The 13,798-nt window shown below is 41.6% G+C and carries 14 protein-coding genes; 8 read left to right on the top strand and 6 right to left on the bottom strand.

All coding sequences use genetic code 11. The features are described 5' to 3' along the window. Positions 1-474: 474 nt before the first annotated feature. On the bottom strand, positions 475-2,523 hold the full coding sequence (locus B2727_RS06330) for a site-specific recombinase (protein WP_033133583.1): 2,049 nt from the start codon (positions 2,521-2,523) through the stop codon (positions 475-477). A gap of 14 nt (positions 2,524-2,537) precedes the next feature. Next, positions 2,538-3,515, bottom strand: a complete 978-nt coding sequence (gene sdsA / locus B2727_RS06325; RefSeq protein WP_004803115.1) for an All-trans-nonaprenyl-diphosphate synthase — start codon at positions 3,513-3,515, stop codon at positions 2,538-2,540. Positions 3,516-3,965: 450 nt separating this feature from the next. Here sdsA and rplU point away from each other — a divergent pair, with 450 nt between their 5' ends. Then, entirely contained in the window at positions 3,966-4,277 is a 312-nt protein-coding gene (gene rplU, locus B2727_RS06320; protein WP_004652230.1) for a 50S ribosomal protein L21, read from the top strand. Between the two features lie 18 nt (positions 4,278-4,295). After that, entirely contained in the window at positions 4,296-4,550 is a 255-nt protein-coding gene (gene rpmA / locus B2727_RS06315) for a 50S ribosomal protein L27 (protein ID WP_004640422.1), read from the top strand. Between the two features lie 67 nt (positions 4,551-4,617). Here rpmA and B2727_RS06310 read toward each other — a convergent pair whose 3' ends face one another. Then, on the bottom strand, positions 4,618-5,487 hold the full coding sequence (locus B2727_RS06310; RefSeq protein WP_033133582.1) for a pirin family protein: 870 nt from the start codon (positions 5,485-5,487) through the stop codon (positions 4,618-4,620). A gap of 288 nt (positions 5,488-5,775) precedes the next feature. On the opposite strand from B2727_RS06310, the gene lolA reads away from it, so the two are divergent. The 5 genes from lolA (at position 5,776) to B2727_RS06285 (ending at position 10,745) form a co-directional block, all read left to right on the top strand. Then, complete coding sequence (lolA, locus tag B2727_RS06305; protein WP_005322714.1) at positions 5,776-6,474, top strand: outer membrane lipoprotein chaperone LolA; 699 nt, start codon at positions 5,776-5,778, stop codon at positions 6,472-6,474. A gap of 122 nt (positions 6,475-6,596) precedes the next feature. Beyond that, on the top strand, positions 6,597-7,361 hold the full coding sequence (locus tag B2727_RS06300; protein WP_033133581.1) for an RsiV family protein: 765 nt from the start codon (positions 6,597-6,599) through the stop codon (positions 7,359-7,361). A 117-nt stretch (positions 7,362-7,478) separates the two neighbouring features. Next, entirely contained in the window at positions 7,479-8,750 is a 1,272-nt protein-coding gene (gene serS / locus B2727_RS06295; RefSeq protein ID WP_005205904.1) for a serine--tRNA ligase, read from the top strand. A gap of 67 nt (positions 8,751-8,817) precedes the next feature. After that, the gene (gene cysG, locus B2727_RS06290; protein ID WP_033133580.1) at positions 8,818-10,209 is read left to right on the top strand and encodes a siroheme synthase CysG; all 1,392 of its coding nucleotides are present in this window, start codon (positions 8,818-8,820) and stop codon (positions 10,207-10,209) included. 65 nt (positions 10,210-10,274) lie between these two features. After that, a complete protein-coding gene (locus B2727_RS06285; RefSeq protein WP_004803126.1) occupies positions 10,275-10,745 on the top strand; it encodes a tRNA (cytidine(34)-2'-O)-methyltransferase in 471 nt (156 codons plus the stop codon). An 11-nt stretch (positions 10,746-10,756) separates the two neighbouring features. Here B2727_RS06285 and B2727_RS06280 read toward each other — a convergent pair whose 3' ends face one another. Continuing rightward, positions 10,757-11,137: a VOC family protein gene (locus tag B2727_RS06280; protein ID WP_033133579.1), complete on the bottom strand. Its 381-nt coding sequence runs from the start codon at positions 11,135-11,137 to the stop codon at positions 10,757-10,759. 15 nt (positions 11,138-11,152) lie between these two features. Further along, complete coding sequence (locus tag B2727_RS06275) at positions 11,153-11,536, bottom strand: winged helix-turn-helix transcriptional regulator (RefSeq protein WP_033133578.1); 384 nt, start codon at positions 11,534-11,536, stop codon at positions 11,153-11,155. A gap of 117 nt (positions 11,537-11,653) precedes the next feature. On the opposite strand from B2727_RS06275, the gene B2727_RS06270 reads away from it, so the two are divergent. Continuing rightward, the gene (locus B2727_RS06270) at positions 11,654-12,208 is read left to right on the top strand and encodes a flavodoxin family protein (RefSeq protein ID WP_033133577.1); all 555 of its coding nucleotides are present in this window, start codon (positions 11,654-11,656) and stop codon (positions 12,206-12,208) included. A 54-nt stretch (positions 12,209-12,262) separates the two neighbouring features. On the opposite strand, the gene B2727_RS06265 is transcribed toward B2727_RS06270, so the two are convergent. After that, on the bottom strand, positions 12,263-13,657 hold the full coding sequence (locus tag B2727_RS06265) for an APC family permease (RefSeq protein WP_016541349.1): 1,395 nt from the start codon (positions 13,655-13,657) through the stop codon (positions 12,263-12,265). Positions 13,658-13,798 lie beyond the last annotated feature (141 nt).

Below are 13,798 nucleotides of genomic sequence, written 5' to 3'. Positions count from 1 at the left end.
GAGTACACTTTTGGTCAAGTCTTGAAATTTTATGATAATTTCATTTTTGTGTTTTTTTAAGGTCTAGTAAAAAAACATAACAAAATTTGATGTATATCTCATTTTCAATCGACATCAGTATTTATTGAAAGAAGCTGTTTTTAACGTATTCGATTCATCATGAAAACCACAATATCTGCCATATAACATGATTCGACGAAAGTGAAATAACAAACCACTTATTCAAAATACATCATAAAATTCTTACATAGTTAGTGATATAGAAGCATTTTTTGATCTCTATCATTCAAATTGAGATACGAACTCACGTCATCGTATCTCCTTCGGGTAAAGGGGATACCATGGCTGAGAAGTGATCTATTGAACAATAGACGCTGGGAATACCAACCCATTTGAACTATTTTTGGTGGTTTGATTATACGTAAAAATAGTTCAAATGTTAGACTTGTACTTCGCTGTTTTTTCTGTACAAAGTTAGTGATGTGAAGATACGTTTTTGCTTTGCTCTTCAACTTCTACGGGTTGCTTAGGTGGCCAGAAAAAATCACTTGGTCGAGTTAAGAAATGCGTTGTCACTAACTTAGCTAAAGGTTTCCATTGTGCAAAACGAACACGACGTGCACGTAGAGCAACAATAATCGTCAAGGTAAAGCTGACAAATAAGTTGGTTAAGCCGATCAGCATCACACCTAAGAATGACACTAAAATTAAACCAATGTCAGGACCACCAATGGTCATTAAACCTTGGATAAAGTTGGCAGAAGCAAAGGCAATATGACGAATATCTAAAGGCAAGCCTAAGATAAATCCAATCGTTCCCATACTACCCAGCATGATCCCGAACAAGAAGTTACCCGCCAATGCGCCAAGATTGGTTTCAATATAGTTGGCAAATTTATCCAACCGTTGTTGTCCCATCCAGCGTTTTAAACGTCGATGCTGCTTTAAGCGTGGGCCGACTTTACGGTAAACCGCCAAGTTATCGAAATATCCTGCGATTAGGCCTGAGAAAAATAAACAAACACCTGCAATTGCAGCATGTGGAACCGCCAGTGAGGTAAAGGGGTTGAGACTATGTAGCAATGCGGCTGATTTGGCATGATTGAGCAGCGGTTCACCGAGATTGTATTGCCATAAAAAGGTAATCAGTGCCGCAGTTGGGATTGCAATCGAGATATTGCCTAGAATCGCAATGAACTGGGTTCGGATAATATTAATAATCAGTGCGGCCAGTTCGGCAATTTGTGCGGTCTTGCTGCCTTTTTGCTGCTGTACGGTTGATGCCAAAGCTGCAGCAGTCATGGCAGGCTGTTTGGTCGCCACGGTAAAATGCAATACATGGATCAGCATAAAACCAAGCGCATAGTTCATACTATATAAAAAGGCATGACCAAACGGTGCAAGTACCAAGCGTGCAGTTAAAATTTTCAGCGTTGCCATGGTGGCAATGATTGCACCTGCACCCGCAGCTGCCTTGTACATACCAAAGAAGCCAGCTTTGTCGGTACTTACATAATGTTCGCCTGTTTTACTGGCGTTTTCAGTTACCTGTAAGGCAATCAATTCACTGGTTGAAGTCAGTAAATGACGAACACTTTTTTCATTGTAATGAGCTTTGGTCAAATCGACGATCAGCTCACCCAATGCGGTATAACGTGCATCATTTTGACTGGCTAATAAAGTCAGCAGCAGTTCAATCCGATCAATCGCCTGTTCTAATAGTGATAATAAATAGGTCAGGCTGATACTAACCCCAATCCGTTTGGTGGCACGGCGAATTTTGAGCACCACTTCACGACACTGATCCAGCATTACAAAGGCTTGTGAAGCGTCTGGTGGCGGCAAAACAACAACCGCGTCTTGATCATCAATCTGCTTTTTATATTTCTCGATAAATTCTACGATTTCTCGGTTTTGAACTAGAAAAGGCGATTCATATTCGGTAATTTCAGGTTGCGCATTAATAAATTCAGGATATAAACCGATACCACTAATTCGATAGGACAATACGGTAATCGCTTTAATCAGCTCATTTTTTGAAACTTGCTTTTCTTTGGTATTGCTTTGGCTTTCACCTAATAGGTTGAATAGCGTAATCCAGTCCTGATTCTCAATCAGATCGAGCCATTCACTGTCATTTTCTTGGTGGAACACTTTTCCAATCAAAGTTTTAAGCTGTTGACCGTCTTCGACTAAAGGGAGGAAATGCGCACCTAGACGTTGTCCCAGCTGGTTCCAAAAACCATCCAGCGATAGAATCCCGCTGTCAGCATATAAGCTTAACTGTTTATATTGGCTAATGAGCTTAAGTAAGAAATTTTGCAGCAGGATTGCTGAGGTTGGAGTCAGTAATAATATTTTGATCAGCGCATGAATACGTTGTTTGACTTCATCCGCATCATTTGAATTTTTGGGACGGATCCGATTGACCAGTTCAATCAGTAGTTGTTCGTCAAGAATAGCTTGAGGTTGGTCAAGCTGTTCCTGCATTTTTAGAAAAAGATCAGATAAGGTTAAATGCATAGGCGGTCAGAAAATTATTGTAGTCGATGTAAAGCCATTAAGGTCAAATTGATCAGTGCTTGGCGATATTCATTATCTGGCAGCGCTTTTAACGCTTCTAAAGCGGCATCCGTTTCCTGTTGGGCACGTTTTTGACAGTAATCTAGGCCACCCGAGTGATGAACAATTTCAATCACTTTATCTAAATGCTCAACACCACCCGTTGCAATACTGCGACGAATGATCTCGTGATCCTCGCCTGTTGAATGAGCTAATGCCGAAATTAACGGTAAAGTTGGTTTTCCTTCCATTAAATCATCGCCAATATTTTTACCTAATGTTTCAGCATCAGAGGTGTAATCTAAAATATCGTCGATAATCTGAAAGGCATTACCAAAATGACCTGCGAAGCGACGCAAAGGTTCACGGTATTCTTCTGCTCCCGCCAGAATAGCTGCACCTTCAGTGGCAAGTTCGAATAAACGAGAGGTTTTACCGTGGATAATTCTTAAATAAGTTTCTTCTGTGGTTTCTGGTTGGTGCTGCGATTGCAGTTGCAGTACTTCACCTTCTGCAATTTCACAGGTACCTGTCGAAAAATCTTTTAATAAGGTCATATTGTTTAAGTCGACCAATAAATCAAAAGCTCGCGAGATTAAAAAGTCACCGACTAAAACTGCTGTTTGATTATTCCAAGTGGCATTTGCTGTTGGACGACCACGGCGCAAGTTCGATTCATCTACCACGTCATCATGAACCAAAGTTGCGGTGTGCAGCATTTCAATCACCGCAGCCAAATGCTGTGCCTGTTGCATATTGGCGAGTCCACAAGCACGCGCTGCCAATAAGCACATAATCGGGCGCATGCGTTTGCCGCCTGCTTCTACCACGTGTTTGCTGACACTCATGACGAGGCCCACTTTTGAACTAATTCCTTCATTAATCAGGCGATCCATCGCAGCAAAATCTGTCGCAACAGGGGAGAGAATGTCTTGCTTAAAATCGATAACCATATGAAGAAAAACCTCGTATAGGTGGGTAGTGTTGCCAAGTGTATCAATTAATCTGTGACTAAACAGTTATACAGACTGCGTAATCTGTCATTTAAAACACGATGATGAGCTCTTTGGTCTTAAATTAGACAGAAAAAAGGGAAGTTCCCACCAAGCGCCATTACTTTACTTATGGCACTGTAAAAACACAGTTTGTTATTGTCACAATTTGTTTTCAAAAATGTATTTCAAATTTTGATCAGAATCAATCAAAACAGTTCGCCATCAATCTAATTGATTTTGCTTAAAAATCCAAGCAAGTTATCGATATACATGTGTTTATGTAAAATCACTTGTCGTTTGATCAATTTTCACTTAAAATTTGTCCCCTTGTATAACCCCAGTGGCGTTCGTCTTAAGATCGGTATATCCCTTTATCGGCACGACGACACGGGCAAGTTGGAGTACATTATGTACGCAGTAATCCAAAGCGGTGGTAAACAGCACCGTGTTGTTGAGGGTGAAACCCTTAAAGTAGAATTATTGAAAGCTGAAACTGGCGCGACTATTACGTTTGATGACGTATTAATGGTTGTTAACGGTGACAACATTCAAATCGGTGCTCCAGTTGTTGCTGGCGCAAAAGTAACTGCAGAAGTAGTTGGCCATGGTCGTCACGACAAAATCCGCATCATCAAAATGCGTCGTCGTAAACACTACCGTAAGCAACAAGGTCACCGTCAATGGTTTACCGAGTTGAAAATTACTGGTATCGCAGGCTAACACGAGGAGTAAATAGACATGGCAACTAAAAAAGCCGGTGGATCGACGAAGAACGGTCGTGATTCGAATCCTAAGATGTTAGGTGTTAAAGTTTACGGTGGTCAAACTGTAACTGCTGGTAACATCATCGTTCGTCAACGTGGTACTGAGTTCCACGCTGGTGCAAATGTTGGTATGGGCCGTGACCATACTTTATTTGCTACTGCTGACGGCGTAGTAAAGTTTGAAGTGAAAGGTCAATTTGGCCGTCGCTATGTAACTGTTGAAGCTTAAGTTTTAATAGTTCGAGAAAACCCGCTTTGAGCGGGTTTTTTTATGTATATCAATTTTGAATTGTAGTTTAGTCGGAAGCTGTTCCAAAGTTTCCTGTTTTTAAGTCCTCGTAAGCCTTTAAAATTTCCTCATAACTGTTCATCACAAAGAAACCATGTCCATTGATTGGTTCTTGTAAGGGCGGTGCGGATAAAAATAGCAGATCACAATCCTCTAAGGCAGTGATCACAACATTTGTATCAAAGCTCGACATCACCGCTAAGGCCTGTTCTTCTAAGCGGTCTTCATGCGCTGCGAACTGAAGCTTGCCTTTACGTAAATAAATTAAAGTCGTATCGCCATGATTGGCAGGCAGAGTGAGTTGCTGTCCTTTATTTAGGTGTACATCAAAGACATTCATCGGGCTAAAGGTTTCGGCGATCCCATGAATATTCTGGAACTGTCCGGCCACGATACGAACATAGCCTGCATTATTTTCGAGAATGACTTTTGGGATCTTGTGATTCAGTAAGCTTTGATAATGTGGTGCTGACATTTTATCTTTTGCGGGAAGGTTGACCCACAATTGCACCATTTCAAAGTATCCACCACGCTCACGAAACTCTGGACTAAAATGTTCTGTATGCTGAATACCAGAAGCTGCCGTCATCCATTGAACATCGCCTTGCGCAATGATGCCGCCTTGACCTGTAGAATCTTGGTGTTGTAATTCACCTGCAAAAACAAAGGTCACTGTTTCAAAGCCGCGGTGTGGATGTTCATTGACACCTTTTTTCGTGCTTTTGGGTGATAAACGTCCTGGGCCTAGATGATCTAGCAATAAAAAGGGCGAGGTGGTATTACCCAGTTCCTGATAAGAAAAGACAGAAAGGGCTGGATAAAAATCGCCAATCGCAAATCGTGTGTCATTTCGGTGTATAAAGGCAAGGCTTTTCATGGACGGTGCTTTTTAAATTATTGGTTTTAGGTTATCAAACTCTTATTTTTCGTCTAGAGCATTGTTGATGAATAATTTCTCTGATCTGGCATTGAAGTCCTTAGTTGGTGAATGGTCGAAAAGTAGAATTTCATCCTTACAATCTCTACATAAAGGCTGCAACTTCATACATAATGCAGAACTTTGCGACACGAATTACACAAAACCGTTGCTTTTCTTCATTTTTTTAATGATCAAAAACAGTAAGATGTCGTCATACCAGTAGAAATCTGATAGAAGGTTGTTTTTATGAATTTCGTAAAAAAAATGGCTTATGCTGCAACGTTAAGTGCAATGACACTTGCTCCTGTTGTGAGTAGTCAGGTATTCGCTGCACCTGTAGCTGCATCGGCTCAGCAAGCGACCACAAGTTTGGTTCAACAGTTATCTGGCTTGCAACGATTCACCGCAGATTTTGAACAAACCACAAAAGTGGCAACCAGTAATAAAGCAATACAAAAAAAAGGTTTAACTGCTCAACATATGAATCAAACCTTTAAAGGAACCATGAAAGTTGAGCGTCCGGGGAAATTTTATTGGGAAACCACCAGTCCAGCCAAACAAACCATTGTGACCACAGGTAAAGTGGTGTGGATTTATGATCCGGACTTACAGCAAGCCGTACGTCAAAGCTTAGATGATCAAATTGCCAATACGCCTGCATTATTGTTATCGGGTAATACCAACCAGATCATGCAGTCTTATCGTGTGACTCAACCAGACCGTACCAAACTGTATTACACCTTGTATCCGAAACAGGAAGATGGCGCATTCCAAAGCTTAACGATTAGTTTTGGTGGCAATAAGGCACCGAATTTGATGGTATTACAAGACTCTTTGGGTCAAACCACTTATGTTCGTTTCAATAATATTAAAGTGAATCAGGCGATTCCAGCCTCAGTGTTTAATTTCACGCCGCCTAAAGGCACCGATATTATTGATCAGTAATTCTCTGTTCCACTTAAAAAGCCGCACATGTTGCGGCTTTTTTTATATGAAGTTTGGATACATTTTTTAATTTCATCTAGGAGCAAGGCTTTGTATAGTGAAGAAAAACATCAGAGACTTGCATGACGATGAATACTTCACAACGATCAAAAATTATTCCACTTCTTCCCATCCTGACTGTCGTTGCACTTGTAGGTTGCCAACCTAAAAAAGATACTGCAGCGGCAACTGAAAAAGTCGATATTCCATTGATTCATGCAAAAGTGGTGGCGGTTAAAATTCCAAAGCAGAAAGTCTGTTTGGAGGATGGTTGTACCACTTATGATTTACAAACAGTTGAAACCAATCAGAAATGGATTGATGAGTATTTCGTGAATCGTATGAAAAAAGCGGAGCCGAATGCATTTTCGAATATTGCTGATCAAAAAGTAAAAGTCCCTGCGGACGAACCATCGCAAAGTGAAAGCAGTACTTATGTACGCTTTATTGGGCAAAATTATAACTTAGCGACTTTTGCGATTCAGAGTTATTCTTACTCTGCAGGTGCAGCACATGGCATGTCACATCAAGAGTTTGTGAATTTTGATTTGAGCAATAAAAAACATATCACAGTCAGTGAATTGCTTAAACCTGATATGAATACCAAACTACGTGATGAGCTTTATGCATCTAATCAAAACTGGTTGGAAGACCACAGCATTAAAAAAGAGCAATTACAGGTCAGTGATAACTATTACTATGGGGTAAATGGCATTGTATTTGTTTATCCACTGTATGAATTGGCATCTTATGCAGAAGGTATGAGTGAGTTGACCTTGCCTTACTACGCAGCCAAGCAGTTTGTAAAAGCAGAATACTTACCAAGCTTACCTAAAGATCCTAATTAGTGCATGTCAGCACCTACTTCTTAGCTGTAGGTGCTGAGACTTTAATTGTCAATCGCTGTATTTTTTTAGGTTAAAGCCTTACACTATAGCCAGTTTTTTCTCTATTCATGATTGATTATGATCGACCCAAAATTACTCAGAAATAATATTGAAGCAGTCAATGCTGCTTTGGCAAAACGTGGTATTCAGCTAAATGTACAAGAGTGGGCTGATTTAGAAGCTCGCCGTAAAGATTTGCAATCCAAAGCTGAAAACTTACAAGCAGAGCGTAATGCAGGTGCCAAGCAAGTCGGTCAAATCAAAAAATCAGGTGGAGATGCTTCTGAGATCATGGCGCGTATGGCAGCCATTGGTGATGAAATCAAAGCTGCAGAAGTGGCTTTGGCTGAGTTGCAAGCTGAGCTTGAGCAAAAGTCTCTCGCAATTCCAAACTTGCCAGATGAATCAGTCCCTTTTGGTAAAGATGAAAGCGATAACCTTGAAATCTTAAAGTGGGGTACACCACGCCAGTTTGATTTCGAAATCAAAGACCATACCGATCTTGGTGAAATGATGGGTGGTCTGGAATTTGAAACAGCGACTAAATTGACAGGTTCACGTTTCAGCGTATTGAAAGGACCTTTGGCACGTTTACAACGTGCTTTAGCCCAGTTCATGCTCGATACACATACGCTTAAAAATGGTTATACCGAAGCTTATGTACCGTATTTAGTCAATGCAGACAGCTTGCGTGGTACAGGTCAGCTTCCTAAGTTTGAAGAAGATTTGTTCAAGCTACAAGGTGAAAAAGAGTATTACCTGATTCCAACCGCTGAAGTGCCAGTAACGAACTTCGTTCGTGATGAAATTATTGATGCGGATCGTTTACCACTGAAATATTCTGCACACACACCATGTTTCCGTAGCGAAGCTGGTTCTTATGGTCGTGATACTCGTGGTTTGATTCGCCAACATCAATTCGACAAAGTTGAAATGGTGCAAATCGTAAAACCAGAGCACTCTATGCAGGCACTTGAAGAATTGACTGCACACGCAGAGGGTATTTTGCAGGCATTAGGCTTACCGTACCGTAAGATTTTGCTCTGTGGTGGTGACATGGGCTTCGGTGCAGTTAAAACGTATGACTTAGAAGTATGGGTGCCGAGCCAAGATACCTATCGTGAAATCTCAAGCTGCTCAAATGTGGGTGATTTCCAAGCACGCCGCATGAAAGCACGTTACCGTGTTGATCAGAAGAAGATCGAATTGGTGCATACCTTGAATGGTTCAGGTTTGGCAGTTGGTCGTACCTTACTTGCAGTGATGGAAAACTATCAACGCGCTGATGGTTCAATCGAGATTCCAGAAGTTTTACGTCCATATATGGGCGGTGTTAGCTACATCGACTAAACTCTGCATCGATTTTGTGCATAGTTTTTGCTTTAGCTCAATCAGATTGAAAATATAGAGGCGTGACGTGGAAATTTTCCCAATCTCTTTAAAGTTGCAGCAGCAACGTTGTCTGATTGTGGGTGGTGGGCATATTGCCTACCGTAAAGCAAACCTGCTCGTCAAAGCTGGTGCAATTGTTGATGTGATTGCACCAGACATCATTCCTGAATTACGTCAACTTGTTGAGCAATCGGCAGGGCAATATATTCAAGCGCCTTTTTCTGAAAATATTCTGGCAACAGCTTATCGCTTAGTGATTGCTGCGACAGACCAGCCTGACGTCAATAAAAGCGTATTTGAACAGTGCGAACAGCGTAATCTGCTGGTCAACAGTGTCGATGATATTCCGCATTGCCGTTTTATGGTGCCTGCGATTATTGATCGTTCACCGTTGGTGATTTCAGTGGCTTCCAATGGTGCATCACCCGTTTTATCCAGACAGTTGCGTACTCAGATCGAAACCATCGTGCCACATGGCATGGGTAAATTGGCTGAGTTTTCGGGGCAATGGCGTAAGCAAGTCAAAGCCAAAATTGCCAATCCAGATGAACGTCGTATCTTCTGGGAAAACTTGTACACTAGTCCGCTGAAAGAACAGGTTTTCAATGACAATATTGATGTGGCCAATGCTCTGATTGAGCAGGCTTTAACTGAATGGACTGCACCGAAAGGTGAGGTGTATTTGGTCGGGGCAGGTCCAGGCGATCCAGAACTGCTGACTTTAAAAGCTTTGCGTCTGATGCAGCAAGCCGATGTGGTGATTTATGACCGCTTGGTGTCTGCGCCCATTCTAGATTTGTGCCGCCGTGATGCTGAAAAGATTTATGTCGGTAAAGCCCGTTCTAATCATTCGGTTCCACAAGATGGCATCAATGCCTTATTGGTTGAATATGCACAGCAAGGTAAACGTGTTTGCCGTTTAAAAGGTGGCGATCCCTTTATCTTTGGCCGTGGCGGAGAGGAAATTCAGGAATTAGTGCAAGCCAATGTGACTTTCCAAGTTGTTCCGGGTATTACTGCAGCTTCAGGTTGTTCTGCCTATGCAGGTATTCCACTGACGCATCGTGATTATGCGCAAAGTGTACGTTTTCTGACGGGGCATTTAAAAGAAGGCTCACCTGAGTTACCTTGGAATGAACTGGTGTATGAAAACCAAACTTTGGTGTTATACATGGGCTTGGTCGGTTTGGAACGCATTTGTGAGCAATTGATTGCACATGGTCAGCGTCCAACCATGCCTGTAGCCTTAATTTCTAAAGGGACAACACCTGATCAGAAAGTGGTGGTGGGTACATTGGCGGATATCGCGACCAAAGTATCTGAACATCAGATCGTAGCGCCAACTTTAACCATTATTGGTGAAGTGGTCAGTCTACGTGAACAGTTAAAATGGCAATCCCTCCCAACCTCCCTTTAAAAAAGGGAGGAGTCCCCCTCTTTTAGAAAGAGGGGCTAGGGGAGATTTTAAAGTAGAGAAAATTTGTGATTCATGTCGTCCTATACGAGCCTGAGATTCCAGCGAATACAGGTAATATCATTCGTCTATGTGCCAATACAGGTGCGCAACTCCATTTGGTCAAGCCTTTAGGTTTTGAGCTGGATGATAAAAAGTTGAAACGTGCAGGTTTGGATTATCACGAATGGGCAAGAATGCAAATTTGGGACAATATCGAACTTTGTCTTGCTGATTTAAAAGCGAAGGGGGTGGAGCATGTCTTCCCATTGACGACTAAAGGTACAGCAACACCGCATACGGTTGATCTGAACCGTCCAGTTGCCTTGTTGATGGGACCTGAAACACGTGGTTTACCTGAACAGGTACGTCTCATGTTCCCGCAAGAACAGTGGATTCGTTTACCAATGGCTGAAAATTCAAGAAGTTTAAACCTCTCGAATGCGACGGCCGTGATTGTGTACGAAGCGTGGAGACAGCAAGGTTTTAAACAACTCTGATTTATCGTGCTTTAGATATCGCCATATGGACTTGCGACAACCAGCGTATAACCATTTGGGTCTTTAAACCAAATTTCGCGATGATGCGCGTTCGGGTTATATTTCGGCCCTTCTAAAATTTCAACTTGATGAGTTTGTAGCTTTTTGACAATCTCATCAAATTGATTGCTTTCAAACCACAATAAAACCCCATTCCCAATCACCCGCTTTGGGTCTCCAATATATGGATGTTCATGCGCTTGCCATTGATGCAGTTGCAACACCATACGCTGTTCATATAGCAACTGTTCATAGTCTTTGCCGCCATGACCACTTTCTAAGCCAAGTATTGTTTGATACCACTGACTGGTTTTCTCGACATCGGCTACAGCAATTAAAGGTTGTGGGTACATAGACACCTCACAGCATTATTCGAATTGTTGTTCCTGTATCGTATCAAAACGTCGTTGAGCGTAAATCACCTGTTCAATATTGCTTTCTGCCCAATCTTTGAGTTGATACGCCATTTCTGCCACCTCTAAACCGAGTGTTGTGAGTGAATAATCAACTCGAATTGGAGAGGTATTCTGCACTTGGCGCTCGATAAATCCATCTCTTTCCAACATTTTTAGCTTTTGTGACAATACTTTAGGTGAGATGCCTTGAATGTTTTTTTTCAATAAATTGAAATGTTGGGTTTCTCGCGCAAGCACATTGATGATCAACAGCACCCATTTATCTGCAATTTTTTCAAAAAATAATCGAGCAGGGCAATGTTGTTGATAAATATCGTATTTTAATGCCTGATTCATAGCGATAACCCTCATTTTCTCAATCGAATCTTAGTAGTTACCAGTTGGTAACTAATTGACACCTAGTTTCTAAAATATATCATTAAATCGAACTTTTGAAAAATTTTGGATATTCTCATGACACAAATTGCAGTTGTTTATTTCTCAGGCTATGGCCATACCAAAGTGGTTGCGGAAACTTTTGCGGGTGCGATTGACGCCTCTCTGATTGAAATTGATCAGAATGGTGAGATTACGGAACAGGATTGGCAAACGCTCAATAATGCGCAAGGTATTGTGTTTGGTGCACCAACCTACATGGCGGCAGCCCCTTGGCAGTTTAAGAAGTTTGCTGATGCTTCTTCAAAAATTTGGTTTACCCGTGGCTGGCAGGATAAAGTCTTTGCAGGTTTTACCAATAGTGCGAGTCTGAATGGTGATAAGCAGGTGACCTTGATTCAGTTACAGACTTTGGCTTCTCAGCATGGCGGTATTTGGGTGAGCTTGGGATTATTGCCAGCTAATACCAAAGATGCAAAACGTGAAGATTTAAATAACCTTGGTGGTTCGGTTGGTTTGTTGGTTCAGTCACCATCTGATGCGAGTATTGATGAGATTCCAACAGGGGATTTGGAAACAGCGAAGCTTTATGCACAACGTGTGAAATCGATTGTTGAAAAGCTGCACGGCTAAATTTTCAAGCTATAAAAAAGGCGCATTCAGCGCCTTTTTTATTAACTTATCAGATTAATGTCTGTCATCAAATTCATTATGCTGTGGTGCATTGTATTTGAAGCCTTTAGTCTTATAAGCAAGATAACCGACACCGATTACTGCCCAAGCCAGACCAATCTGTAAAGCCAATTTATCAATTTCCAACCACATCATAAACACGCTGGCGAAACCTAGCGTAGGAATGATGATGTAACTGATAATGTCTTTTGGTGTCTTGTTCTTGCCATCTCGTAACGCGTAGCGAGAAATCACCGAGAAGTTAACAAAGCTAAATGCGGTTAAAGCACCGAAGCTAATCAAGTTCACGATATGCTCAAGATCAAGGAAACCAGCAGACAACGCAACAACACCTACAATCAAGATGTTGTAAGTTGGGGTATGCAAGCGTGGGCTAATATGACCGAATAACTTTTTATTGATCACGCCATCACGACCCATCACATACATTAAACGCGATACACCTGCATGTGCCGAAATACCTGATGCCATGACTGCTACGACTGCAAAGTATAAAACCATGGTTTTAAATGCAAGGCTACCAATGGCTGCAACCATGACCGGTTGAGATTCATCCAGTGGGTTGAAGTAGGTATTCGGATTACTTGGGAAGTAAAGCTGAATAAAGTAGGTGCTGACAATGAAGATGATACCTGCAAGCAATGCTGTGGTGAAAATTGCACGTGGCAAAGTCTTTTCAGCATCTTTGGTTTCTTCTGCAAGTGAAGAAAGCGCATCAAAACCGGTAAATGAGAAGCAGAGAACAGTTGCACCAGCAATTAAAGCCCCGACAGAGGTCATTTCATTCCAGAATGGCGCAAGTGACCATAATTCAGCTTTGTCTGGATTCAGTGTGCCGTCGGCATAGACCCCTTGTGTGAGCAGGATATAGACCTGATACACAAAGTAGAAAATCACACCGAGCTGGATCACGACAATGGTACTGTTAAAACGCGCAACAAAACGTGCACCAAACAAGTTGATCACAGTCATGAGTACGGTTAAACCAATCACCCAAATCCAGTTGTTTACTTCTGGGAAGAGTGCTCTCAAATAAATATCAGCAAGAATGATATTCACCAGAGGGGAGAGCAAATAGTCTAACCACGAAGACCAACCCACCATAAAACCAACATTAGGGTGAATCGACTTTTGGGCATAGGTATATGCAGAACCAGAAGACGGATAACGACGAATCATGTGACCATAACTGATCGACGTTAAAAGAATTGCAACTAAGGCAAATATGTAGGAAGTCGGTACATGACCACCACTTCTTTCAGATACTAAACCAAACGTATCAAATAAAGTTAATGGTTGAATATAAGCCAAGCCAATAATGATGATGTGCCAAAGCACAAGATTCTTTTGAAGCTTCGCTGTTGGTTGAGTCCCAGATAAATTTGTCAACGGCGTTATCCTCATAATCGTTGATCAAAGATCAGCCATAGTGTTAAGGATCATTTGAGACAAAAACGATCCCCCGTACAAAAAACGAAAGTGCGCCAATCTATCCTAAAACACTATAAATTGTCAGTACTTTTATGCTTT

It is taken from the genome of Acinetobacter sp. UBA991, from assembly GCF_002292065.1.
GTDB lineage: Bacteria > Pseudomonadota > Gammaproteobacteria > Pseudomonadales > Moraxellaceae > Acinetobacter > Acinetobacter higginsii.
This window is presented reverse-complemented; position numbering and strand designations above follow the sequence as displayed.

Excerpts from the sequence above, each read along its gene's own strand:
- B2727_RS06310 (WP_033133582.1), bottom strand. The coding sequence starts at position 5,487 with ATGAAAAGCCTTGCCTTTATACACCGAAATGACACACGATTTGCGATT.
- B2727_RS06280 (WP_033133579.1), bottom strand. The coding sequence starts at position 11,137 with ATGTACCCACAACCTTTAATTGCTGTAGCCGATGTCGAGAAAACCAGT.
- rplU (WP_004652230.1), top strand. The coding sequence starts at position 3,966 with ATGTACGCAGTAATCCAAAGCGGTGGTAAACAGCACCGTGTTGTTGAG.
- B2727_RS06275 (WP_033133578.1), bottom strand. The coding sequence starts at position 11,536 with ATGAATCAGGCATTAAAATACGATATTTATCAACAACATTGCCCTGCT.
- serS (WP_005205904.1), top strand. The coding sequence starts at position 7,479 with ATGATCGACCCAAAATTACTCAGAAATAATATTGAAGCAGTCAATGCT.
- rpmA (WP_004640422.1), top strand. The coding sequence starts at position 4,296 with ATGGCAACTAAAAAAGCCGGTGGATCGACGAAGAACGGTCGTGATTCG.
- sdsA (WP_004803115.1), bottom strand. The coding sequence starts at position 3,515 with ATGGTTATCGATTTTAAGCAAGACATTCTCTCCCCTGTTGCGACAGAT.
- lolA (WP_005322714.1), top strand. The coding sequence starts at position 5,776 with ATGAATTTCGTAAAAAAAATGGCTTATGCTGCAACGTTAAGTGCAATG.
- B2727_RS06300 (WP_033133581.1), top strand. The coding sequence starts at position 6,597 with ATGACGATGAATACTTCACAACGATCAAAAATTATTCCACTTCTTCCC.
- B2727_RS06330 (WP_033133583.1), bottom strand. The coding sequence starts at position 2,523 with ATGCATTTAACCTTATCTGATCTTTTTCTAAAAATGCAGGAACAGCTT.
- B2727_RS06270 (WP_033133577.1), top strand. The coding sequence starts at position 11,654 with ATGACACAAATTGCAGTTGTTTATTTCTCAGGCTATGGCCATACCAAA.